Consider the following 25037-nt stretch of genomic DNA (forward strand, 5'->3'; position numbering starts at 1 on the left):
CTTATCCGAATAATTTTTCTGCAATCCATGAGCCGAATTTGTCCATGAATAAACCACCACCGACTAGGGCAGCTGTAATAATACCGATGACGTTCCACTTGCCTTTTTCTTTCTCAATTTTCACATCATCATCACGTTGCAAGTCATTAATGGCCATATCGTGTGTGTGGATCTTTTCGCGATGTTCTTTTTGTTCACTGACAAACTCTTTCATCGTGGTGTTTAACTCGCCTGTGTTCTCTTTGATGGCTTCTAAAGCAACCACCATCGGCAACACAATTTTTTCTAAGTTGTTTACATTCTGCGAAACATGATTAATACTCCCCTGTAACTCTTTCTTGATGAGGTCTGTATGCTCGTAAAGCTCGCCTTTGGTTACGAAATGTTTTCCTGTTTCCACGCTCTCGCCCCCTTTAAAGCAATGGTTAGATTCACCCCTGCAAATAATAGATAGCGAAAGGCGTTAATTTTATAAGCTGATGTGTCAAACGACGCAGTGGCGTACAGTAAGGTTAAAGCTAACCCTACTGTTCCTGCTGCGATAAAGAAGCCATACTGCAACCGTTTGTATTCCAAACTCACCGCTAATAAGTGGAGAATGGAATTTAAGACAAATAAAAGACCCCATAGCTTAATGCTCATGAGGTCTTGCATACGGTTATAGGTGCTTTCATTGCTGATTTCGTCACTTCCTAAGAAAATGAAGCAAACTCCTGTGATTAGTGTATAGAACATAACAACAATTGATAGGGTATCTAGTGTATTGTCACGTACTTTTTTCTCCATGTTATCCTCCGATGTATTTGGCATCATTCGCCCCCCCCTTACATCAAAAAAAGAATTATATAGCCTTCTTTTTCCAAAAAACATTTTACATAAAAAAGTGAAGTGATCTTCTGAATCTATAAAAATTTGATAGAGAGTTGAATATTTTTAATTACTAAAGTCGTTTTAAAAAAACAAAAAAAGAACCCAAATAATAAGGTCCTTTCAACTCACGATATTTCTTCATTTTTCCAAAAAAAACATTACTGTTCAACAAGCATTTATCCGATTTTCTTTTTATCTTTTACATTCCAATTTAAACGCCCATTATCGCTAACTTTTTTAGCGGGCGCACCTGCTATAGCGATGTTCTCTTCATCAAAAGATTTATTCACTACAGAATTCGCTCCAACAGCTATATGTTTAGCAAGATGGACATCACCTAGAATAACAGCTCCAACTCCAACTACAATATTATCACTTAATACCGGCGTATGATCATTAGACCCTCCAGCAACTAAAGAAGTATTTATATGCAAAGCTATATCTTTGCCGGCCTTTACTTTAGCATTTACAAGGATAGGCCCCAAGTGCATCAGTCGTAAACCTTTATCGAAAGTATTAATAGGAATGTGAATTTGATGTTGGTTTTGATAATGAGATAACCAAGCTCTATAAATTAAACTCCTTATCTTCTTTCGCGTATTTGTATAGTATTCAGATTTTCTAAGCAGCACATTATATTTCCAAAGGTACGATTTCTCCCTAACACAAATCAAAGGCATCTTTGTGTTTTTTCTGCCATAGTTTTTCTTTTCGTAATTCAGAAATTCCATTAGGTCTTGTCTGCTTTTTATATACATTTTTATTCTCCTCCGATAAAAAACTGAAAATATTATCAATTAATTATACAACTTTTTTTACAGAAGAGGTATATTTTTCAAAATAAAGATTTTATTATCAAGGATTTTTCAACTATTCATTAATCCTTTGTTTTTTAGATTCTGCAACAGAGAGTTGAAATCATTTTTCAAAGTTGCGACGTCTGTTGCAGTGCTATCGGTTTGTGTTCCTGCTTTACCATAAATAGTTTTCATATCATTTGTGCTTGCTATTCCTTTTGAAACACCTAAATTCGTATGAGTTTCAAGAAATTGCCCGTTGAAGAAATTTAAACATGTACTATCAATTCGCAAAGCTTTTGCAATAGTTGGGGTTGTTTGGTCATCCGTGACTGTATTCGTTCCTAATACCATATTGGGTCCCTGCATATAAAAAGCATAGCTATTTGCCTCTAATAATTGACCGCAATTGTAAGAGATATTACCATCTAAAATTGAATTTGCAGAGCTAACTAAGAAAGCATACTTTCCAGCATATAGTGATTCGTTATTAAACATCTTAACTCTGGCGCCACCGACTAAAAAACCAGTTCTTCCTCCGTAAGCTTTAACAGACTGAATTTTAACACCATTTGCTGAGGAATAAATGTTATATGCATTAGCTGTATTATTTAAGGTGAACTCGCTATCAGAAATAATAGATCCAACTGCTTCTGGTCTAACCATTATTACGGCTTCACTAACACCTACACGCGTTTTGGCATTTGTAATCTTTGTGTTAGGACTAGCGATATATAAAGCGTTTAGCAAAACTGTAGCATCTAGAGTTCCAAGAACTTTACAATTATAAGAGGTACATTCTCCACCAGTTCCCTCTAACAAAAAACCATAATGCGTTCCCTGGTATGGATAAGTAAAACTTCCTGAAGCTCCATTCCAATAATTCGGATCACCAGTGTCATATGCGGTACAGTTTTCAAAGTTCGCATATTTACCGGCTAACCTAAATGTGAATCCGTATCTTCTTGATTGATAACTTTTACAATTTATAAAATCTGTGAAAACTTCTGCCGATCCTTGTGTTCTGAAACATTCGCTTCCACCACGATAGCTTTCACAGTCCTTAAAAATAGTATATTGAGCTGTGTCATTTAAGAAACCGTACCCTACCGCTTTGTCATCTCCATCAGGATAATAATGGGCATCGTATGATGCACAATTTGTTACTTTAGAATACTGAGAATTGCCACCAATAAAAAAACCAGTATAAGTTTTATTAGCATTACTATCTAGAATCCTGGCATTTTTACAACCTTCAGTCCTATAGGCTGTGTGAATTTCTTCTACATAACAGTTTTGCACTACAGTATCTATACAGTTTTTTAGATAGAAACCAAGTTGTTTGAAGTTGTCTCCACCATTCGCATGGAAATGTTGTCCTTTAACTCGAATGTTTTCAAATATAACATTAGTACAACTATCTATATTGAAAGTATAGCGGAGCGAAGTTCTTGAATTAGTTGTTTCGACAGGTTGTTCAACTTTTACTATTCCTACACCTACTATTAAGTTATTTTTTTTGTTTAACACACTAATACTATGGGCTGTATAACTCCCATTCGGTATAACTAATTTGTCACCATCACCCAATGAGTCTATAGCTCTTTTAAACCTACCATTATCATTGTTCTCTAAGATAATACGAGGGAAGTCTTCTAGATTGTAACCAATAGCTTTTTTTGTTGTATTTTGAGATTCCTGCAACGTCTTAATTTTATTACCTTTATCATCTAGGTGTTCTTTCAAAGTATTGAAACTATTGCCTCCTTCATCAACTCGCGCTTGAACTGTCTCAGCAGGAGAGGTATTAGAACCAACAACAAGTGCATCAACTTGTTTTTGGATGTTATTTACTTTTTGAACCGCAGATCCAGAATCATTAATCGCTTTTGTTGCATCTGTTTGTGCTTTATAGGTGTTTGATGTAGTCTCTTTGAAATTATCTTCTACATCACTCATCAATTGATTTACTTTGTTTCGAAAATCCCCAAAAAGTGCGTTGGTGACTCGTTCAAATGATAATTTCATATTTCCACCTCACTTTATTAATTGGTTGGTTCTGTAGGTGTTTCCGTAGGTGTTTCTTCTTTCAACACTAACGAAGGTCTAAAACCATCGATTTGAATTTTGTATTTACTGATATTGTCGTTTAAGATATCCCCTTCTTCTTTTGTGACCACAAAGAAAAAATCTGCCGGATCTAATCGAACAATCATTTGCCCGTACTCAGCAGATGTAATGTTTCCTTCATCATCGCACGTGATGAATAACTGATATTGGTCACCGTATATATTCGGTTTCGCTTCAGCAAACGTGACCATATGATTACCCCCTTAAATAACCCCTAATGTGACGTACTGCAACGAATTTATCTGCGACATCTGAGCGAATTCGAACGTATACACTTCTTGTCCCACCTGTCGGAACACCTAAATCAGCCACAAATACACGCCCTGAATTTGCATACTTATTTCCGATTGAATGGTTTGTATAGAAACTAGCGTATGTTGTTCCTATAAATGGCCCGCTTCCTTCGACAGTGATATAACCAGCACCACCATCTTCAGCATGAAAAGCTAGTTGTAAGTAAAGATAACGGGTAACATGTTCAAAACTGTAGTAAAATACATCGCCTTTTTCAGTGTTTGCGTTTTTATACCATCTACCTTCTTGGTATACACCATTACTGATCGGTGGAGGCATCGCCATGTCAGTCGCATAACTAAAGTTGGCATATCCATCATCAATAAGTTTGAACCCATCCCCACGTTCGATTGTCGAGGAACCCTGAGCCATGTAAATACCACTTGAGTTTAACCGAACGAATTTGTTTTGGTTATCAGGGTTAATAGCAATTAACTCTACGCCATCCCAATAAAACAAGTTCTCCGTGCCGATGATTTGAATGTTCTCCGTGTAAATTTGTCCGGCTGTCAGTTTGTTGGTTACGACTCCATCAGCTGTAATGGCATTATCAAACGTTACACCTCCGTTTGTTGTAACACCTAGACCTGAACTACGCAAGACAACAAAACGGTTATAGTCGTTGGGATCTCGTGCTAATATCCCCATTCCAGCCGGATACTCTAACTCAGTAAGTGAATTCGTAAGCGCTTGGGTTGCGAGTTTCACCGCTTCTTCTAACACGTTGTTTTTAATTTTCTTTTTACGAGAATCAAATATCTCGTCTAGCTGCTGTTTACCTGAATTAAATACCGCTTCTCCGAAGTCGTCACGACTATTACCTAATACAAGGGTGGAGGATTTGAAGTCTTCAGGGTATTCATCGATTTCCATAATACGTACATCAGGTATCATGATATCTAGCTCTTCTACGATATACGGCACACTATCACCTATACGTGGTTTAGGTGATGGATAACCAGCTTTTCGAAGCTCAACGAATGTCATTTCTTGACTAATCTCTAATTTGTCATTGATTCCTTCTTTTAAGTATTCAAGTAAGACTGCGTTATCAGTGAAGCGCTCATCAAATACAGGGTCTTGTATACGTATCCCGTACTTAGCTGCTAGAGGAGATGTGTATTCAGCAACCGCCATATATTTTTCATCATTCGTTCGTAGTCGGTATGGATCAAACGTTTTGTATTGGTTTGTATCTGAAAAACGAACCCACCCTTTTGATTTGCCAGCACCGGTACTTGGTTTGTGTTTTTCGTCATCCCCTTTAAACGTAGCAACAATGGTATGAGATTGTTGTGGAGCATCCATAAATAAATCTAATGATTTTAATTCTGATGTTGCCCCCCACGTACTTAATGTTGCAGTTTGATCACCATCTAACTTAAATTCCCAAACGCCACCATCAGGACTTTGAAGGTATCGGAATTTCAAACCTGTTCCATACCAGTACATTTTGAATGTTGAACCTACAGTAGTCGCATACGCATACGGGGAGTCCGATTGATTCACCCACGTTCCTGTTTGCGCTTCAAGGTTCTTCGAAATTCCTTGTGTGATGTTTTGATCTTCATATTCCTTCCCGAACCCTCGTATATACGTCTTTAAATTACGCGCTGAACCGTTTTCGGTAACGTCAGATATATTATGTTTATACCGATACGGATAGGCTGTTTGTGAGCCAATACGGTTATACAAACGGATATCTGTGCCAACTACTTCAAATTCAGCTTCGAACTTATTTAATAACTCGTTAAGTAAATCAAGAGGATTACTAGCGCCGAAGTTTTCAATTTCTTTGCTATCGAAACTGCCGATAACCGAAAAGCTATAGCCGGTATCAGGGATAATGAAGCTCATATACGCATTCAAGGAGCGTTTGGCTGTTGAAAGAACTGTATACACATAGGAACGACTTCTGAATTCATCATAAAAAACATGTTCTGCTGTTATATCTACTGTTCGTGTATCGCCAAAAGGAGAACGATCCATATCTTCGATAACGTAAGTGGTTCCATCGTATTCAATCCACGATTTCTTTTCCATTAAATCAAAAGCTCGTTTATTTAATTCGGTTCGCTCAATAGAAAAGGAAATGGAGTTTAGGTTATTCACCTTCCATTTCCTTAATAAGTCATCATATCCAACTAAATGTTCTTTCTGTGTTTTATCTAAGCTCCATGCATACATATCAGGCATATATCCACCTCCAATCAAACATAATAAAAGCGATGTATGAAGGATACTTTCGATATTCCGCTATTTCGTGAAATACTGTTGTATCCTGGAACCAGTGTGATTAATTTATAATTCGTTTTTAACGCCACAGAAGCTCCACCTGAGAGCGTTTCAACATTCCTTAACTGAATGATTTGCCCTGCAGTTGTCGCGCCTGTATAGCTCCATGTTTCGCCTGTCGTATTGTTTGTTAAACTCAATGTAATGTTGCTTGATGTTTGAGCAGCTGTGACTTCAATAGTTAAAGGTGTATGAATAAAACGCGGGTCAATTTTCACATCGCCCGCGTTGTAAATTTGAAAATCTTTATTTGTAGTAGAGTAACTAAGGTCTTCTGCGATTAATCCCTGCCCAACCTGCCAAACCTCCGCATCAAAAGATAAGGGATCTTGTGTAGTTCCAATACTTTCAGCGAAAGGTGAATCTGACATAAATGAGATATCGAACTGAGCAAACACCATTGCAATAGGAGCCACATCGTAATTGGATTCGACCTTTACTTTCCACCGCTTACCTGGTTCGCGCTTGTCCACGATGTAAACAAACTCAAGGCCATTCAGCACCTTGAACACTTCATTTCGAACAAGAGGAAAGTCGTATGCGTCTCTCGCTCGTATATGAAACGTAACAGACATAGAACGTGCGCCAAGCGTAGAACCTAGCGTCACAGTTCCGTGCTGCCCACTAATTTCTTGTCGTTGATGACTAGGAGAGGGGGAGTCTAAGATGAAGTTCGTTGTAATCACATCGTATTGCTCCAAGTCGATTAAGTTAAAGTTCTTGTCGTATAGGTCTACTCTCATCATTTCATCCCCCTCTTATATGAATCTTTTTTGATGTCATTGACTAAATCTTTTTTGATATATGGCGATGTTACTTGTGCCACCTTACGGCCATCCATAATGACATCACCCATTTGAACGTTCACATCGACTGTCAGCGCGTTTTGGATGTCTTTTAATGTGTAGTTATTCGTTGTTGTACTTCCTACGCCAGCAGACGAAATGCCACTTAAATCAACAGAAGGCATGTTACTTCCTAAGATAGAAGAAGCGCCGTTGTTGAGTTGACCCATGAAGTCCTCAACACTCTTCCATACAACCGTTCCTTTCGGTAGGTCTTTGAATAGAGTGGAGATTGCAGGACTCAATCCCATTAAGCCGTTCGGCATTAGGAATGGTTCGCGTTTATTTCCATCACCCATAATTGCATCGCCACCTAAGTGACCAAGCAATCCTGTTCCGTTTTTGTACTTACGATTACCACGCGGCCCCCAACCTCTTCGGCCATAGGGCAAATCACGCCTCCAAGTCGTATTGTTGAAGAAGGCAAGTAATTGATCGTAACCGGACATAATGTTGCTGTGTCCTTTTAACGCGTAAGCACGGAACGTCTGCGGGATGTATTGTAATACAATTTATACCGTCCCTTTCGAGATATTTAAACGGTTTAGACTATATCATCACTTATAAAAGTGTTGGGCGCTGTCGCATCATCACCATAGCGTTTAGCCGTAGGTTAAGCGTAGTCGTTGAACCTTCTCCACTCTTTCGAGACAGGAGCTTGGCTGCTGATTGTCCAATCTATCTACTTTTCTAGCATTCACGCTTACCGTTTCCAGTTACGTTGTAGCAAGATAGCTTTAGGATGTTCCAGCAATTCACCCAATTTAAACCGGACTATTTTACAAATCCGCGTGCGGGATTACCGTTGCGAGTATTAATATCTCTCACTTTTGGAGACTGAATGATACCTTGATCTCCTTTGGATTCTCGATGTATCTGAGCGATAATACCATTCAATTCAGAAGGTGATAGCGATTCTTTCATTTGGGCCGCAGCCTTCTTGATAGAAGAACGCCATCTTTCAGCACCTTTACCTGAAGGGCCTGATTTACCGCCACCACCGCCACCGGTCATGAAGTCTAAGTGAACGTGATCCGTATGAGGATTTTGCCCTGTATATTTACGCCACTTGCTACCCATACCCGGCCCTGCAATACGTCTGTTGTAAATCGCATATTGAAGGTTGTTCATGTGTGTACGCGCCCACTCCGCAATCTTAGACATCGTTTCATGAGATCCACCAATGTCAAACGCTCGTCCGTATGCGTGCATGGACTTACTAGAACCACCGCGCACATTACGGTTGTTGTACCCACCCATAAACTTCGTAGGTCCGAACTTATCTTTTACTTTTTTGTACCATGCTTCAACATATGGATGCATACCGCCATATCCGCTACCTGGACCGACTGTAGAACCGTCACCGCCGCCATCATCAAAGGACATATACTCATCTAACTTCGACTTGATGAAATCGATTGACTTGTCTTTTACGGTTTTTACACCGCCTTTTAACATGTCACCAGCTGCGCCAGCTAGGTTAGGTAAGTCGGGAATGAATTTACCGAATACTTTTTTCATCAATGCTGCAGGGTCATCCATGTAATCCCACACATCAAGGGCTAAATCTTTGACTTTACCAGCTGTTTCAACTGTTTTATCCTTAGCGTGTTCGTATACCTCTTGACCTTTATCAGCTACCCATCCAGCACCTTTTTTGATGCCACCAATAACACCCGAACCCTTGTTATACATCGGAACACCAGCAGCAGAAAACGCTTGTTTCGTTTGTTTTCCACTTAACACTTCTGTGCCTTTAGGTAAGTTCATGAGTGTATCAGTATTAGGAGATAAACCAACTTGCCCTTTCGGTGTACGGTAAAGCTCATGTTCGCCACCATCACCAAGCACAGCTAATCCACCAGGGTGTTTTCCGTTCCCTGTACCTTTTGCGTACTGAGGGACTTTCCACTCTTTGATTTTTGGCGCTCCCACTTTTTCAAGCACCCAGTTTATACCTGTGATTGTTCCATTTAAGCCTTTACCCATCGCTTTTACAAGGGTATTTGCAAAAGATGTAACCCCTTTTTTCACGCCGCCAGCCATTGCTTTAATTCCATCGCCAATACGACCCGGCAATTTCTTAGCCGCGCCTACAATGTCATCAAAGATGGAAGTTACTTTTGTTTTAATGTTATTGAACATTTCAGTCGTGCGGTTTTTCAACGTGTTCCAAGCATTGACTACACCGTCTTTTGCGCTGTTCGCAAGTTTAGATACGGTGTTTTTGATAGCATTCCAAGTATTAACTAAGAAATTTTTCACCGCATTAAAAACAGAAGTCGTGATGTTCTTAATATTGTTCCATACTGCTTTCACACGGTTAAACACATCATTAGCCGCTTTTTGGATGGTGTTTTTAATTGCATTCCACACACTTGTTAAGAATGACTTCAACGCATTGAAGATGGAGGTTGTCATACTCTTTAATGCGTTCCACTGCCCTTTTACATAGTTAACAATCGCACTAACAACTGAATTGAAGAAACTCTTAATGCTATTCCATGTATTCGTTATAAAAGCCTTCACAGCATTGAAAACAGATATTGTTATACTCTTCAGCGCGTTCCATTGACCTTTTACATAGTTCACAAGAGCGTTGACTACGGCGTTAACAGCTGTTTTAATCGTATTCCATACTGAAACAAGGAATGATTTCACCGCATTAAACACTGCGATTGTAGCAGATTTCAATGCGTTCCAGTTTTGTTTCACTTGGTTTACATACGCATTCACAATAGAGATAACCGCTGACTTGATTGCGTTGAATACGGAAACTAAGAAACTTTTCACCGCATTAAACACAGCAATTGTCATAGCTTTAAATTGATTCCACTGATTTTTAACATCATTAACCATTGCACTAATGACAATTCCTGTAATTAGTTTGATTCCGTTTATTGTGTCAGATATAACTTTCTTGACTGCGTTAAATGCTGTAATCGTTGCATTTTTAATCGTATCCCAATGTTTGATCACTGCGTAAATCGCTAACCCAACCGGACCGGCTAAGGCGGCGAGTAATAATGGACCCCATTGTTTAAAGAAGGAAAGTACCGAATTAAAAGCTGTAATTGTAGCCGATTTTATCGAACTCCAATGTTTAACAATTAACGCAACAGCCATTCCTATTGGACCCGTAAGGACAACGAGAATCGTTTTCCAGTTTGTTTTGAGCCAATTTAGAACAAATAAAGCTCCATCTTTCACACCATTTAACGCTTTGTTGACAACGTTACGGAATGTTTCAGACCGCTTATAAGCAACAACAAAGGCTGCCACAAGTCCGGCAATTCCTGCGATTACAAGACCAATAGGGTTAGCTAACAACACCGTATTCAGAAGCATTTGGGCAACCGCCCACGCTCTTGTTAATACGGATATCGTTTGGATAACCATTGCTGGTGCGCGCATAGCTAATAAGTATAATTTAAATGTGGCAAACGCCGCTAAAATCCCTGACATAATAGGGACGAACCCTTTCATGTTTGTGAATTTAGCGATTAAGAAGGAAAGTGCGCCTGTAATCGGCGGTAATGTCGCTTCCATTGCTTTAAATGCCCCGTAAATCGCTACACCTACCACTTCTGCAATTGGTTTGAGCGCTGACCATAAATTTTTAATCGTAGGCTGCATCTTCACAAAGAAGTTAGCCATACCACCAAACGCGTCAGAAGCAACTTGTTTGATTTGTGGTAGGTTCGTTTTAAACTGTGAAATCATTTTATTGACGAACGGCAAGACTTTCTTCTGCATTGGGTCTAGCATTTCAACTAGAATGACACGACCAACACCACGGATAGCATCGCCAACCGTGTTGAACTTTACGTCATTCATCTTTTTAAGGGTGTCTGCGCTTTTGTTCGTCTTTTTCTCAACATCCGCAAAGAATGTAGCAAACTGTGGCCCTAAGTCCTCAATAGGTGTACCGAACGCTGCGACTGCTGCTTGATTTTGTTTTAAAGGGTCTTTGATTGTGGCAATAGCTGCTGAAACTGCGGTAAAGGCTTTTTGTGCATCTTCTCCACCGGACGCGATTTGTCCAGTGACTTTATCTGCATCTAAACCCATAGCCGTTAACGCTTCTTTTGTTTGGTCAGATCCTTGTCCTAATAACAAGAAACTTTCCTTAACACTGTCACCCAATTTATCCATTGAGAATGCGCCACTTTGACTTCCTGAAATTAGGATATCCATAAAGCCTTCTGCATCGTATCCGAGGTTTTTGAACTGGATCGAGTACTCCCCAATTACATCAAGAAGATCGTCATTCTGATTTGCTCCTTGTTGTGCGCCCTGTGCAATCAATGTATAAGCTTCTTTCCCCGTTACGCCGAACTGTTGCATCATTTGTTTAGCTGCTCTTGTACTTTCGACTACTTCAAAACCGAATGTATCACGCATACTAATGGCGTACTTTGTTAAATCTTCTAACTCCTTGCCTGTCGCACCTGTCGCCTGTTTAACCGCAGTCATTGAATCCGCTACATCTTGCATATCTTGACCATAGTTTGCTGCGTATACATTCTTAACAGCATCACCTAGCTGCTTCGTTTCTTTCGCGGTTGCGCCGGTTGCCATCTGCATTTTATTCATCGCCGCTTGATATTGGTCAGCAAAAACAAATGCCCCTGTTAATCCTGCGCCTATCCCTGCTAATGCACCCGTAACCAGCATAGCCCCTTTACGAATTTGCGCGAACCCTTTAGAAGCCTGAGAAGAAACGTTAGTTGTTGTTTTACCTAAACCGTTCATTTCACGTTCTACGTTTACGATGTCATTTTGCAACGCCATAAAACCGGATACGCCAAGCTTTTCAAAGTTCTTGGTATCCTTACCCGCTGCCTTCATCGCTTCACGCAAACGATTCATAGACGCTTCACTTGCTTTTCCTGTTCGGTCCATTTCCGCCGCTACTTCATGAGCAACAGCTTGAAGTTTGTTTAGACTCTGCGTTTTCTGTCCGGTTCCCTGCAACTCTTTTTGCAACCCCAACAAAGACGTTCGCATTTTACCGAAGTCTTTATCGGTTGATTGCGCTGTGTTTCTTCCGGATGTTTGGATGTTTCGGAAATCCCGTTGCATCCCTTGTGTGACAGAACGAAAGTTTCCTGCTTGAGCTGTAAAGACTGTTCGTACCTCACGTATAAATCCACCAGCCATTTATGTACCTCCCCTCTATTCGTCCTTTTTCTCAAAGTCCCACTTGTAATCTTGAAGCGTTCTGATTTTCTTGCCTGCCCCTGCGCTTCCTCTGAATTTACGCGGTGTAATTTGTCTTTCAAATTCTTGGAGTGCTCGTTTTTTATCAACATCTTTCTCATCTACAGGTCTTGCGAATTGCATGGAACGGAAATTAATGAAACGTTCAATTTCTTTCTCATCCCTTTTCACTTCTTCTTCATCTTTCAGTAAACACATATGACCGAGCGCTTCCATTAACGAAAGTTTTGCGACTTCTGAACGTCCACCCAAGATAGGAGAAAGTTTATATATCATCGCTTCAGCAGTGGTAATCCCTACTGTGTCACGTTCGTTACTAACGCTTTCAGCTTGAACGCTTGTTTCGTTAGTTCCGAAGACTTTTTTACACGATCTACAAGTTTTTGGATGTCGTTTTCAGCAATAACTGCTTCATATACATCCATAACCGTGAAGAAGTCTTGTTTACCAAGAACAGGCTTTTCGATGTCACTAAGGATAGCTAACAGTTCAAACGCTTTGTCCGGTAGTTTATACGCTAATGTTTCGAAGCTGCTTGTTAATTTACCAGCAAATTCTAAGTCCCGCTCTTCTTTTGTTTTTTCTTCATCCGATGGAGCTTGTCCAATGAACATGGTTTTGGCTACACTGATTAACTCTTCATCATCTTTTGCAATGACCATGATTTCGTTAATCAATTTGGTAACATCGATGAATTTAAAGAAATTCAGCTTTTCAATTTCGTACGACACGCTTTTTGTAACTGTCTCGCCGTCTACTTTTTCTTTTACTTTTAATTTAATTTCAGTTGCCATCTTTTTTCCTCCTAATAGAAAAAGCACACTCGTTTGAGTGCGCGTGTTTTTTGTTAAGCCATTAATAAACCTGAAGCGTTCACGTTACCGCCGCTAATAGCTGTTACATTTGCTTTGACAGACGTATAACCTTGAACATCGATATCGTAAAACCCTGCTGCGGTAATGTTTTTGCCGTTTGCAAACTGATTATTTGTATTATCCCACGCTTGAAGTGTGCGAGCTGTACCGCTAGGACCTACAGCTTGAATCTGAACTGTATACGTTCCTGTCCCCCATACTTCAACACGTAATGTTTTGAATGACTTAACTTATACCGACGTACCAGCACCGGTTGTCGTTTTATCAACTGATAATAAAGGAACCATCTTTGTGAAACTCCCTCTATTAACCGTATCTGTTACAACTTTACTAGCAGTATCATCGATATCGCGTCCTGAAGTTGGTACAGGACCTGCGTAATTTAAAGGTACTTCAGCCATGTTATCCCTCCTTCAAAATAAAAAGCGCCCCGATAAAGGAGCGCCATACATTATGCGTTAGCCAACTGTGTAGTTGCCAGCGCCGCCTACATCGACGGCGAAATTAGGGCGTCACCGCATTTGGATCTTGTGGGCCAGTGAAGTAGTAGTTACCACCTTTGCTGAAGTCAGCACCTTCGCGTGGAATCATAGAGAAGTTAATCTCAATTTGGTTGATTTCATTTGCGAATGCGCGTGTAAATTCACTGTCAGCAATCACACGATAGAATGTGATGTCTTGTGATTTATCTGATTCAGGTAAGATACGAGGATGAACCTCTACTTTGTATGCGTTATCGCTCGCTTTTGAGCCGATTGGTGCGTCAGTAAACCCGACAACATCACCGCTTGTTGTATCTGTGATAGTTTGTACAGCGTTTAACGCCATTTGCATCAAGCTAGGAGAGTATTGACCGATAACAACCTTTACCGCTCCTTCTTGACCCGTTAACCATTTTTCTACTACGTTTTCAGCTGAATCAGCCCATTGCTCATCATAGTAGCTAGGTGTTAGCGTGTATTCGCCGCCTTCTGCTTGCAAGTACTCTTTACCATTAAAATTCAGGACTTTACCTGATTTAATGTGAGTGAATTTAATGTTGGCTTGTCCAAACATCTTGTCTACGCGTTCTGTTGCTTCTGCCATTATGATTCCTCCCTTAATGTCACTTCTAAATTGAGTGAGTACACCATCACGTCATCGACTTCACCAATGAGGATGGGTTGACTCATGAATTGCATAAAAAAGACCCGATACGAAGCATCGAGTTCTGGAACGTGAACAACATCATCCACGCTTTTTTTATGGAATTGTTTATATAATCGATACGCTACCTTTTTCGCTAAGTCCCAATCCTCTTTCGAAGATCGAATCCAAAACTGATACGTAGGATATCGAATCTCTGCATCATTGTTTATATCGCCATTTGAGCCGCCTGTGTCGTATACGGTTCCTGTCGCTTCCATACCGGTTACGTAGTTGACCGTCCACTCTAACTCAGGCGTAATCTCTTTGGCTTGTTTCATGAGGTATTCTTCAATCATGATTGCGTACCCCTTTTACCGTTGATCAATTGTTCTTGAATACGTTTTTGCATTTCATTGTATTCAGGTTCCGAAATGGTTACGGCATTTTGTAAATACTTTCTGCCAGGTTGGAAACCGCGCAAACTGGACTTGGTGCGCGTACGTTGACCTCGACCATTTACATAATAGTGAGGGAATTTCGCGCCGTTGTCGTATTTATCACGGGTTCCTTTTTTGTAAGGAGCTTCGTGACGGATAAGAGCGTGTTCAGCACTCGCACCTATTTCCACACTGATTTCATTACCCGCTAATTTCGCAGGATCAGCAGAAATGGAATCTTCTAAATCCCCTTCATCGTGAGGTGCGAGCGCTTTAGCTCTTTCTTCAACAAGTAGGCCGAACTTCGTCATTTTTGGTTTTGTGATTTTGACCCAATTCTTGTACATATCCCCCATCATATCCGCTTGTCTGTCCAATCCTTCAAACCGAATGTCGATTCCGTCTCGTCTAGCCAACGCTCACATTCCAATAATCAATGAGTGTACCCGCTAGGTTCGGAACATCTTCTAGTAAGATGACTGAACCTTCCGTAGTTACACCGTTTTGAGTGTAGGAAATCTTCGTGCCAAATGAGACAAGAGTTTCAGCGGGTAGGTCAATATCCAAAATGGATTGATACGCTACCCCTTCTTTACTCATAATCGTTTTAGTTGAGAATTGAACACGCGCTTTTGAGGTGATAGGTTTTAGAATGGGTTTACCATATTTGTCTTTCTCCCCTGTTGGTGAGTAGACTTTTACTTCTTGATTCATGAGCGGTCTCATATTAAACGCCCCACTCTTGCACCGCTTGTTTTAATCAGTCCTAAGACCGAAGGTGCGATATCCGATGTAGATCCGTTAAAGGTAGCAGATACCCCTTTATTAGCGTACTGCGTAATCCCTTGACGTTTTAACATCGCATACCCTTGTTGTTCCCCCTCTAACATGTACAGCACTTGCAAAGAAACAATCCGGTCTGTGAGTTTATCCACTCCGAATTCATCCGTTAGAAGCTCCGTAGCAGTAAACACAAGCGGTTCTTTATTCTCTTGTGCTAATTGTGTGTAGAGGTCAGCACCATGCAGCTTGTTTAAATAGGCATCAACAGATACGAAATCCATATCTTCACCTACTCTTCAGCAAGCTTTTCAACTAATTGATCTTTCTTCATATCGGAATAGCCTTCAAGTTCCTTCTCTTTTGCTAACTCCTTTAACTCCGGTACTGTTTTCTTTTCTAGCACCGCTTCAGGAGCAAGAGACACCTTATTGCCAAGTTTTTTAGCTTGTTTCTCAGTAAGAATCAACTTCTCACCAATTGCAACAGGCGCACCGTTATGAGCTAACAGTTCATTCGCTACGTATTTTGGCATCTTTATCCCTCCTAATAGAAAAGGACAAAGGTATTAGCCCTTGTCCTCTTTTTTAGCAGCTACGCGTTTCACGTAACCGATTGATTCTAGGTGTTTAGCTTCCGCTTCTTCCACCGTTAACGTTTCACCATGCTTCTTCCCACCAACGACAGCGTTTGTTACTTCAACTTTAACTTTCGCCATCTTACAGCACATCCGCATGAAGAATTAATGATGGTACTTCGATAACAGGGAATCCAGCAGCGTAACCTTCAATGATTGAACGTTTTGGACGTTTTTCATCTTCAGCACGAACTGTAATGCCAGGCTCGAAGTTTTCAGCTTCAGGGTTTGGACCATAGTAGAAGTTACCAAGCCCTTCACCTAATAACACGACACGGCCAGCAGGATAGAATTCTACTTCTTCCGTTTCACCTGTGTACATGTTTGTTACAGTCGTTTTACGGCTCTTAATAATTTGAATTGCTGGTAGACCTTGATCCGCTAACACTTCATTCACTTCTGAGTCACGTAAACGAGTTGCTTTGTCTTGTGTCATCGGACGCGCTTCAGCAATGATAGAAAGATTTGTCTTCATCGCTTTGTACACTTCACGCGGCATTAACATAACAGCCGGTGATTGTCCGTCATTCGACTCTTCAAACGTTTCGTTCCACGCTAATAAATCGCCTAAGATATCAGCATTTGGATCAGACCATTTATCTGTACCTGTTAACGCGATTTTATGTTCAGCAGGAACCATGTAATCGAAGTTAATTTTCACTTCACCTTTTGTATATTGTAATTTACCGTTTGTTAACGCTTGAGCGCGTAAAACATCTGTAAATTCTTGAATACCATTGACGATATCCACTGTCTTTTTCACCAAACGATTTACAAGAGCTGTTTTCTCAGCGTCTGTTTTCGCTTGTTCGATTGCCATTAACTCTTCAATCGTTGCAATGTACTGTAAACCAAACGCAGCCATTGAACCGAATTGAGTTGCTACCGCATCACGGTCCATTACCGGTGGTTCAGCACCATAACCAATGAACGCTGCTAAGTTCTTTGTCTTTTTGATGATGTCATATGTGAAGTTTGAGCTGTATACCGTTAAGTTTGGCAAGAAACGTTGTCCGAATGTTGGAGTTTCTTCACGTAATGCCACACTTTCATCAATTAACCCGCGAAGGTATGGTTTTTCAAATTGTTTTAGACCTTGTAAACCAGCCATCTAAATTCCTCCTCAATAAAAAAGACCCTCTATGAGCGCCTTATCCTTTGTGTATTTGATTTTTTATTTGTTTGAATAGGTTTATTGGTATACGTAACGAATCATCGGTGTAGCGGCTTTAAATTCGTCTGTTACACCCACTAATTTCGCACCATATACAGAACCACGAACGATTAACTCACCTACGATTGTGTCATTTACGCCGTCATTGACGAAATCAACGTTTAAAATCACAGGATCATCGTAACCGCTTGGGAATGTACCTGCTGTCGCTTCTTCGTAAGGCTCAAATTTACCTGTTGTTGTGTTGCGAACGATACAAGTACCAACTTCCACTAGTCCAGTATCGAATTTTGTAGCATCTAATGTTCCACCGACTTCACGGAATTGTAAGTGAGTGCTGGCTAAAATATTTTTACCGCCTGTAAACTCTGTACGGCCACGGTTTAAATTGTATGGCATAAGTATTCTCCTCCTTATTTACGTCCCATTAATTTTCTTACTGCAGCTTGAGCGGCTTCATACCCCTCATCACCGCTGTTACCTGGTTCTGGATTACCTTTACCTGAGCCTGGATTGTAACCACCTGAACCACCTGGATCTTGTTGCTGAACTGTATCAAACAGATAGCTATCCGATTCTTGAATCTTTGATAACTGTTCACTAAGACCTAACAGCTTGCCATCCTCTAGCTTAATCAACTCAGGGTTTAACAGAGCTTTCACCGCTACAGGATTACGCGCTTTTGCTACCAGCAATTCCTTGTCTAGTGCAAAGTCATAAGCTTGTTTGGTTAACTTGGCTTCATATTCAGATGTAGCTGCTTGATTCGCTGCTTGCAAATCTTGAATCTGCTTCTGTAAGTCGTCATTGCCAACCGCTTTTGTTTTTAAATCGGCTAATTGTGTGTCGCGATCACCCAACTGCTCCTTTAAATCCTTGATTTCATTGTTCTTATCATTTAAGCGGGAACGAGGAACCATGTTTTTGTTCTCTGTTTCAATGGCTTGTAAGACTTCATCCACACTTTTATCGCCTTTTGCAAGAGCTTCTAATAGTTCTTTCATTTCCATTTCCTCCTATATACGTTTATTACGGACAACGCTCCGATAGGTATTTCCGACTTTTATAGCGTCATTCGGCAGGACAAAATAAAAAGCACCCTGTTAAGGACGCTTAAAGTAGTAACTCTAATTGTTCATATGTGCCTTTAATTTTCTTGAATACTTTGTTTAATTCATTTTCTAAGTAACCTTCAACATCTTTTTCGTAGTACGGTACCTCAATAAGCGGTATCTTGTTTCTTTTGCAGTAATCGCGTTTTATGTTGTCTCTTCTCTGGCTTTTCTTAAAACCTTCTTCGCCACCAAAGAAACCCACCGCTCTATAATGCTGTTCACCTTGATATTCGATTAGACATAATACTTCATCGTTATTCATTAAAGCGAAATCGAACGCTAATGTTATTTGGTCTTTACAATCATTAAATCTATATTGTTGTAAAAAGTTATATTTCCTATCTTCTAATATTCTTTTAACTTCTTTTTCGCCCTTACTCTCATTACATCTAGGACAACGAGAACTTTGGTCTAGAAAGTTATTTGGTGTCACTCCCCATTCATGACCGCATTTATTGTGGCGCATTAAGATAGGCTTTTTTCTAGTTTTATAATCACCTAGAACTGTATATTCCTTACCGACAGCTTTTCTAACTCTTTTTTCAAATTCTTTTTGGTCAAGCGGTAAAACTCCTGAACATTTAGCGCACCTAGATCCGTGTACAAAACTATTAGCTGTTACACTATATAACCTTCCGCATTTGTTATGTCTCAATGAAATTTTTTCTGAGTCATTAATATACTCACTCAGTAGAACGTACTCTTCACCGACTAAACATTTCATTTTAAAAACGAATTCTTCGTGCGTCTTTTTGACTCTTCCAACACATACCGGACAACGTCCGCCTCCACCTAAAAAATTTATAGGTTTTGTTTTATATTCAAGACCGCATTTGTTATGTTTGAGTAAAACTTTTGTTTTGATATTGGTATATCCATCAATAAGTTTGTATTCATCACCTGTCAGAGAACGCATATTCATTTCAAACTTTTCTCTATTTTCTTCAGGCCTTTTAGAACAGATTGGACATCTGCTTCCCCTTAAAAAATCGCTAGGTCTAGGTTCGAATTCTTGCCCGCAAACTCTATGCGCCATCTTAACATTCACATTATTCGCGACATACTCACCTAACACCATATATTCATCACCAGTTAACTCTTTTACCTTAGTTTTGTAGTACTCTGTTGTTCTTTTCGAGTTACTCGCACAATTCGGACAACTTTTACCCACTATTAAAGATTGTGGGAAAACCATCCATTCATGATTACATATGTTGTGCCTCATAAGTATTTTAGTATGACTGTTGATGTATTCACCTATAACAACAAACTCCCCATTTGTTAATTCAGTGATTTTGTTCTCGTATTCTTCTTGAGTCAGTTTCATCAATCCTGAACATTTCGGGCATCTTCCACCTGAACTGAAAGTGTTAGGAAAAGCCTCATACTCCCAACCGCAAACCTTATGTTTTAAAAGAATCTTAGTTCTTCTGTTTTTATACTCACCTAAAACCTCGTAATCTCCATTACCTTGTTCATTAACTCTATTCACAAATTCTTGATGAGTCATTTTTCTCGCCAAGTTTATCACCCTCGTATATTTGATACCTTAATTATACCATAATTTATCCTACTTTTACATACTTTATGTGTCATTGTAAGATATTTATGTTAGAATATATGAGAGGTGATGAATAATGAATAAAATTAAAATATCTTTAACGTTAGATAAGGATGTTTACGAACAAATTAAACAAATAAGCGAAGAAGAAGAACGTAAAGTTAGCCAACAAGTAAACAAAGTGTTGAAAGAGTATTTGAAAGGCAAGGAATAGACCTTGTCTTTTTTTTATTGTGCTTTAAGTTCTCTGTTAGCCTGTCTATACTTTTGTTGCATTAATTGCCACGACTTACTATTTGTCCGCTTTGCTCGCCTAAATGCCCCAATCGTTTTGAACATATCGTTTCCTAAAAGACTTTTATAGCGTTCAAACTGTTTAAGCTCATCGTTTGCTTTCTTTCTAATATCCTGTTCCTTTTTATAAGCACGTTGCTGAGCGGGTGTTCTTTTATCAACATCCTCTCGCCAGTTCTGCCATTTGTTTTTCTCTTCTTCAATTTCTTCTTGTGTCTTATAATCCTTGACCCAACTTTTCACAGTATGTCTGCAATTTGGATGGAAAGGCGGGAGTTCTATACCCTCATCTTTTATGGACTTGAAACCTTTATTGCTGCCATCTAAGCAAATAACCATACCAGCAAACCGCCCACACTTAGCGCAACTTGGCGAATGCTTGCTAACCTGAACAAGTGTTACGCCACTTTCAACGTAGCGGTTGACAGCTCCTTGTGTATTCGCATCACGCATTTTGGTACGAACTACTGTCTCAGCGTACTTTTCAATGCGAATAGTAACGTCTCGTCCGTTTTTGTCCTTTGTCGCAAATCCAGTGATTCCTTCTTCTTGAAACATCTTAGCTACCCGCTTCTTTACGATTTTGCTATGATTCCCAAGGATTAACCCTTTAGCGATTTCAGACTTTGTACGAGATACCACTCTGTTTACCATTGTTTTGGCGTTATTCTTCGCACGAGCAACAGATTTCCTTATATCATCCATCGTTTTGAAGATGATTTGTTTTACTGCAGCCATGTGAATTTTCTTTTTAATAGGTGGTGGAGTAACACCCATATCTTTTAATTCTTTAGATGCAATGTCTAATGATTTGTTATATACCTTTTGTAGCTCCATAGGCATCACTTCATTTGATTTGATACCTAGAGTATCTAAATCTTTTAAAATCGCTGTAATGAGATTCTGAGCGTTCTTATCTTCTGTTAAGTTAGACGCTCCACCAATTCGATTCATGATAGTCTGAATCACTTTAGCGAAATACTCTATCAGTTGTTCACTGTTCATTCTTCATCATCTACAATCGGATTACCATTTTCATCGCGGTTATCGTTTAACATATCCAATGAAGGAGTACCCGTGCTGTCTACGCTTGCCTTCTCCATTTCAATGCGTTCTATTTCCGACTGAATCCATTCCTCACTCGCATAAGGATTAGTCCGCCTTACAAACGTTTCAATGGACATCGCGCCAACTTCAAAAGCCGGAAGGTTTTCAGCGATTAAGTCTGTACGAGTGACAGGAACCATTTCGTTTAACGCAATTTCTGGCTCTTCAATCTGCACAGATCCTTTTGAACTTTTATTCGCTAACCACATGCACCCTTCAAACAGTTGTTTCAAAAAGTACACGTATTTAGATTGGATATGCTCCGCTTTTACGATGGATACAAATAAGTCATAGAACTTCGCTACACCACTAGCGGCGTTATTCGCAGCATCACCTGAGAAATAGTCGATAGCCTTTTGGCTCGTACTTGTAGACACTAACATTTCACGAATAAGTGTATCAGCCCATTCCACACCACCAATGTTTTTCACATCCACTTGGATTACTTCCATCGACTTTCCGTTTTCGTCCATCGTCACAATCTCAAGCATTTCATGATCGATAAACCCACGGCCTTGTTCACCGAATTTATCTTCTGCAGCATCTTGTAAAGCGGCAAAGATATCTGATGTAACCGCTAGGCGTGGTGTTGAGTTACGTTCGAACACTAACCCGTTACGTGTTAAGCGCCAATTGATTTCATCTTGGTGAGCAAGTTGCCCCTCTAAAGCGGATACCCCTAACTCATCCATGAATGTCTCATCATTTGGTAGATACTGAATGAACAGCTGTGAACGCTTTGGATAATCCTTTTTCAATTGACTCATTTGAAGGATTTCTCTAGCAGTTACATCATCAGTACGTGTTAATTGCCCACCTACCAATTCATACAACATGTTTTCTGTATTCAGGTTCACTCCATCTGTACGTTCGCGGTACACATGTAAGTATTCCTTTTCGCCCACCTTTTTGTAGTAGGCTAAATCAGCGCCCATACCATCCTCATGCGGATAATACACATCACGCGCTTTAAACTCAATACGCAAGCCCTTGTCATCATCAACAGGCACACCAACTAGCCCACCATCAAGCTGATGCTGAACAATGTTACGTTTATGTTTTAGCGTTAACTTACTATTCTTTTCAATTTGACGAATGGTTTCGTTCTGTAAATCATCGAATTCCCCTGTACCATCCACAATTTCCTTTGCTTCCGCTGTTGCTGCATCATTCTGTTCTTCATTACTTGGAATAGAAGATGAAATCTTTCCGATGGAGCGAGAAATGAGAATAGCGGGTGTATCTACGATTAATTTTGAAATATTCATCACGATATACGGTGTGCGGATGTTTACTGGTACACCTGGACCTAATACTTTGTCGCTTGTATGATCGATGACTTCACCTTTTTCAATCAGTTGTCTTGCTCGTTCGAAGTGTTTTGCGTGTTTCCCTTTGTAGATATCACGGTATAAATAGATATCACCATGCATTGATGCAATGGTTTGTTTCGTCCATTCTTTCCAGTTAATCATGTGTTCACCTACTCTCCTTATCTAGTAAAAGCATTTTTGCCACTGATGCCCGCTTTAGGCTTAGTAACGTGTGTATATATAGCGTATCTAAGACTGTCGAGAACATCGTCATTCTCTTTTACTGGTTCGCCTGTACGTTCATTCCAAATGTATTTGTAAATCTCTTCTCTGAAACGTTGAGCTACATCATACACGACAAATAAGCGCTGGTTTTTAATTAACCGCGCTACTTCTTCAATCCCCGATAACACTCTTTTGTTAGCGTCTATCGCTCGTATTCGTTCTTTCTTGAATCTCGCTATATGCTCAGGCCTTGCGCTATCCGCATAGAAATTAATATTGCCGTAGCGGTCTTTAATATCTTTCGCAACCCCTACCCAATAATCAATTTCCTCGTACTGTTTAGCGTGTTCTTCTACCATGTAGTAGTTCCCTTTGTTATCTGTACCGATAACCACAATTGAACCATAGTGAGAGTAGCCCCAATCCACTCCTGCAAAGTAAGACGAAAGGTTTAATTGTTCCGCTTGTTCTTTACTGATAAAGTGAATATCTTTATTAAAGTCACTGTACACAACACCGTCACCGCTAACCCATAACCCTTTAATCCCACGGTCATAGAACATACCTGAAGGTGTTGACTCTTTAATATTCTTCTTGTACCGCTCACTTAGAAACGTGTTATCGTCTAATTCAAAGTGAAAGTCTACAATCGCATCACTTGGATTCTGAATGTAATCTTTCAGTAACCAATGTTCGGGATGGTCAGGGTTTGTATCAACCAATATCCTTGCACCTTCACCTGAACAGCGGTCTTTGATTTCATTGAATACTTCTTCATTAGCAAGTGAACCCTCATTAATATACGCACCGAATGATGTCATACCACGAATAGCACCTAAACCGCCAATGGTTGAGTGCCCTGTACATACAACAAGCACACCGAATAACTCAAAGCGGTTGAATTTATCAAACTTAAATTCGATACCGTATTTATTTGTTATCTCAATGAGTACGTTTTTATTAATGGTTCCTAGTGTTGCACCCGCTAAAATGTACTGAGGTCTATCAATCCCTAGCTCTTTAGCGATACGCCCAACTCTTCGCAACTCCATTAAGAACAGATCGTTATTCAAAATGGTTTTACCTGTACGTTTAGCCCCATGATTAATGAGCATAAAGTAATCATTGTTTGTTACATAGCGGATGATATTACTTTGTTTCTCAGTGTATAAATCCTTAACGCTCAAGGTACTCACCTTCAATCGCATCAAACAATTTACTCAACTTATCTTCAGTAGAGCTGCTTGTTTCATTCTCACGTTTCAACTTCTTCACTTGTTGGCCCATGATATCTAATTTCAAACGTCTTTCGTCCTCGATATGGGCGATTTCATCAAACTGCTTAATCAAACTACGCAACTCACTCATTGCCCTAGATTGGGCGTTCATGAAGCTTGCGTGTTTATCCCAAGCAAATTGGATTTCCCACTCTGTTTCAGAACCACTATCGCTATACTTTTCCTTTTTGACTTCTCTTGTCATGTCCTCTTGGTCAGTGACAAACATAATCTTCTGAGCGCGAATGATAGCGGTGTACTGGATAACGATTTGATCCCATATCATATCAGCGGTGCTTTTCGTTTCAAGCTCCTGCATGATGTCGAGTGTTTCTTGTGGGAGGTACTTCGAGAACAAGCCGTGCTTCACTGATTCTGTGTTGCGTTTTGCGAATTTAGGCGTTGGGTTTGGGTTCCCTTTGTTTCCTACAGCGTACTTATTGCCCTTTGGCGCTCTGTGTGGTTTCCCTTTCGGTGCATCCTTTTTCTTAGAGGTTGCACGTTTTCGGGTTGCATCCTTTTCGGTCGCGCGTTCCCATCCCTCACGACTCTTCCTGCTCTTCAATGTCCCTAGTTTAATCTCATGTTTCTCTGCTAATGCCTTGAGTGTAATATCACTGCTTTCATACTCTTTGCGTATTGCATCCCAATTCATTATGT

The 25037-nt window shown here is 40.0% G+C and carries 28 protein-coding genes; 1 reads left to right on the forward strand and 27 read right to left on the reverse strand.

Features of this window, described 5'->3' with window-relative positions:
• Nucleotide 1: 1 nt before the first annotated feature.
• From MKX72_RS19975 to MKX72_RS20085, 23 genes are all read right to left on the reverse strand, one after another.
• Nucleotides 2-400, reverse strand: coding sequence for a hypothetical protein (locus MKX72_RS19975; protein ID WP_340760749.1), 399 nt, complete (start codon nucleotides 398-400; stop codon nucleotides 2-4).
• The gene (locus tag MKX72_RS19980) at nucleotides 376-813 is read right to left on the reverse strand and encodes a hypothetical protein (protein WP_340760750.1); all 438 of its coding nucleotides are present in this window, start codon (nucleotides 811-813) and stop codon (nucleotides 376-378) included. Before MKX72_RS19980 ends, MKX72_RS19975 begins: the two co-directional genes overlap by 25 nt.
• A gap of 233 nt (nucleotides 814-1046) precedes the next feature.
• Entirely contained in the window at nucleotides 1047-1628 is a 582-nt protein-coding gene (locus tag MKX72_RS19985; protein ID WP_340760752.1) for a hypothetical protein, read from the reverse strand.
• A 108-nt stretch (nucleotides 1629-1736) separates the two neighbouring features.
• The gene (locus MKX72_RS19990; protein WP_340760754.1) at nucleotides 1737-3695 is read right to left on the reverse strand and encodes a hypothetical protein; all 1959 of its coding nucleotides are present in this window, start codon (nucleotides 3693-3695) and stop codon (nucleotides 1737-1739) included.
• Nucleotides 3696-3712: 17 nt separating this feature from the next.
• Complete coding sequence (locus MKX72_RS19995; RefSeq protein ID WP_340760755.1) at nucleotides 3713-3988, reverse strand: hypothetical protein; 276 nt, start codon at nucleotides 3986-3988, stop codon at nucleotides 3713-3715.
• 4 nt (nucleotides 3989-3992) lie between these two features.
• A complete protein-coding gene (locus MKX72_RS20000; protein WP_340760757.1) occupies nucleotides 3993-6287 on the reverse strand; it encodes a prophage endopeptidase tail family protein in 2295 nt (764 codons plus the stop codon).
• A 14-nt stretch (nucleotides 6288-6301) separates the two neighbouring features.
• A complete protein-coding gene (locus tag MKX72_RS20005; protein ID WP_340760759.1) occupies nucleotides 6302-7132 on the reverse strand; it encodes a distal tail protein Dit in 831 nt (276 codons plus the stop codon).
• A complete protein-coding gene (locus MKX72_RS20010; RefSeq protein WP_340760761.1) occupies nucleotides 7129-7680 on the reverse strand; it encodes a hypothetical protein in 552 nt (183 codons plus the stop codon). The genes MKX72_RS20005 and MKX72_RS20010 overlap by 4 nt, the downstream gene beginning before the upstream one ends.
• Before the next feature lie 325 nt (nucleotides 7681-8005).
• Entirely contained in the window at nucleotides 8006-12394 is a 4389-nt protein-coding gene (locus tag MKX72_RS20015) for a phage tail tape measure protein (protein ID WP_340760763.1), read from the reverse strand.
• Between the two features lie 15 nt (nucleotides 12395-12409).
• Nucleotides 12410-12730, reverse strand: coding sequence for a hypothetical protein (locus MKX72_RS20020; protein ID WP_340760765.1), 321 nt, complete (start codon nucleotides 12728-12730; stop codon nucleotides 12410-12412).
• Between the two features lie 20 nt (nucleotides 12731-12750).
• Nucleotides 12751-13248: a hypothetical protein gene (locus MKX72_RS20025; RefSeq protein ID WP_340760766.1), complete on the reverse strand. Its 498-nt coding sequence runs from the start codon at nucleotides 13246-13248 to the stop codon at nucleotides 12751-12753.
• A gap of 311 nt (nucleotides 13249-13559) precedes the next feature.
• Entirely contained in the window at nucleotides 13560-13730 is a 171-nt protein-coding gene (locus tag MKX72_RS20030; RefSeq protein WP_340760768.1) for a hypothetical protein, read from the reverse strand.
• 103 nt (nucleotides 13731-13833) lie between these two features.
• A complete protein-coding gene (locus MKX72_RS20035; RefSeq protein ID WP_340760770.1) occupies nucleotides 13834-14415 on the reverse strand; it encodes a hypothetical protein in 582 nt (193 codons plus the stop codon).
• Nucleotides 14415-14813, reverse strand: coding sequence for a minor capsid protein (locus tag MKX72_RS20040; protein ID WP_340760772.1), 399 nt, complete (start codon nucleotides 14811-14813; stop codon nucleotides 14415-14417). Before MKX72_RS20040 ends, MKX72_RS20035 begins: the two co-directional genes overlap by 1 nt.
• A complete protein-coding gene (locus MKX72_RS20045) occupies nucleotides 14810-15310 on the reverse strand; it encodes an HK97 gp10 family phage protein (RefSeq protein WP_340760774.1) in 501 nt (166 codons plus the stop codon). The genes MKX72_RS20040 and MKX72_RS20045 overlap by 4 nt, the downstream gene beginning before the upstream one ends.
• On the reverse strand, nucleotides 15303-15608 hold the full coding sequence (locus MKX72_RS20050; RefSeq protein ID WP_208756756.1) for a hypothetical protein: 306 nt from the start codon (nucleotides 15606-15608) through the stop codon (nucleotides 15303-15305). Before MKX72_RS20050 ends, MKX72_RS20045 begins: the two co-directional genes overlap by 8 nt.
• Nucleotides 15609-15616: 8 nt before the next feature.
• On the reverse strand, nucleotides 15617-15958 hold the full coding sequence (locus MKX72_RS20055) for a hypothetical protein (RefSeq protein WP_340760778.1): 342 nt from the start codon (nucleotides 15956-15958) through the stop codon (nucleotides 15617-15619).
• Between the two features lie 8 nt (nucleotides 15959-15966).
• Entirely contained in the window at nucleotides 15967-16209 is a 243-nt protein-coding gene (locus MKX72_RS20060) for a Rho termination factor N-terminal domain-containing protein (protein ID WP_340760779.1), read from the reverse strand.
• Nucleotides 16210-16242: 33 nt separating this feature from the next.
• The gene (locus tag MKX72_RS20065) at nucleotides 16243-16392 is read right to left on the reverse strand and encodes a hypothetical protein (protein ID WP_340760780.1); all 150 of its coding nucleotides are present in this window, start codon (nucleotides 16390-16392) and stop codon (nucleotides 16243-16245) included.
• Nucleotide 16393: 1 nt separating this feature from the next.
• Nucleotides 16394-17422, reverse strand: coding sequence for a major capsid protein (locus MKX72_RS20070; protein ID WP_340760781.1), 1029 nt, complete (start codon nucleotides 17420-17422; stop codon nucleotides 16394-16396).
• A gap of 81 nt (nucleotides 17423-17503) precedes the next feature.
• Nucleotides 17504-17884: a hypothetical protein gene (locus MKX72_RS20075; RefSeq protein WP_340760782.1), complete on the reverse strand. Its 381-nt coding sequence runs from the start codon at nucleotides 17882-17884 to the stop codon at nucleotides 17504-17506.
• Nucleotides 17885-17898: 14 nt separating this feature from the next.
• Nucleotides 17899-18489, reverse strand: a complete 591-nt coding sequence (locus MKX72_RS20080) for a phage scaffolding protein (RefSeq protein WP_340760783.1) — start codon at nucleotides 18487-18489, stop codon at nucleotides 17899-17901.
• A 109-nt stretch (nucleotides 18490-18598) separates the two neighbouring features.
• Entirely contained in the window at nucleotides 18599-20122 is a 1524-nt protein-coding gene (locus MKX72_RS20085) for a hypothetical protein (protein WP_340760785.1), read from the reverse strand.
• Nucleotides 20123-20237: 115 nt separating this feature from the next.
• Between MKX72_RS20085 and MKX72_RS20090 the strand changes: the two genes are divergently transcribed.
• Nucleotides 20238-20375, forward strand: coding sequence for a ribbon-helix-helix domain-containing protein (locus tag MKX72_RS20090; RefSeq protein WP_340760786.1), 138 nt, complete (start codon nucleotides 20238-20240; stop codon nucleotides 20373-20375).
• Nucleotides 20376-20389: 14 nt separating this feature from the next.
• On the opposite strand, the gene MKX72_RS20095 is transcribed toward MKX72_RS20090, so the two are convergent.
• The 4 genes from MKX72_RS20095 to terS are packed head-to-tail and all read right to left on the reverse strand — an operon-like array spanning nucleotide 20390 to nucleotide 25032.
• Nucleotides 20390-21460 (reverse strand): phage minor capsid protein, encoded by a 1071-nt coding sequence (locus MKX72_RS20095; protein WP_340760787.1) that lies wholly within the window; start codon nucleotides 21458-21460, stop codon nucleotides 20390-20392.
• Entirely contained in the window at nucleotides 21457-23037 is a 1581-nt protein-coding gene (locus tag MKX72_RS20100; RefSeq protein ID WP_340760788.1) for a hypothetical protein, read from the reverse strand. The genes MKX72_RS20095 and MKX72_RS20100 overlap by 4 nt, the downstream gene beginning before the upstream one ends.
• A 17-nt stretch (nucleotides 23038-23054) precedes the next feature.
• Complete coding sequence (locus MKX72_RS20105) at nucleotides 23055-24308, reverse strand: PBSX family phage terminase large subunit (RefSeq protein WP_340760975.1); 1254 nt, start codon at nucleotides 24306-24308, stop codon at nucleotides 23055-23057.
• Nucleotides 24277-25032: a phage terminase small subunit gene (terS, locus tag MKX72_RS20110; RefSeq protein WP_340760789.1), complete on the reverse strand. Its 756-nt coding sequence runs from the start codon at nucleotides 25030-25032 to the stop codon at nucleotides 24277-24279. Before terS ends, MKX72_RS20105 begins: the two co-directional genes overlap by 32 nt.
• Nucleotides 25033-25037: the final 5 nt, after the last annotated feature.

The organism is Priestia sp. FSL R5-0597, from assembly GCF_038006305.1.
GTDB lineage: Bacteria > Bacillota > Bacilli > Bacillales > Bacillaceae_H > Priestia > Priestia zanthoxyli.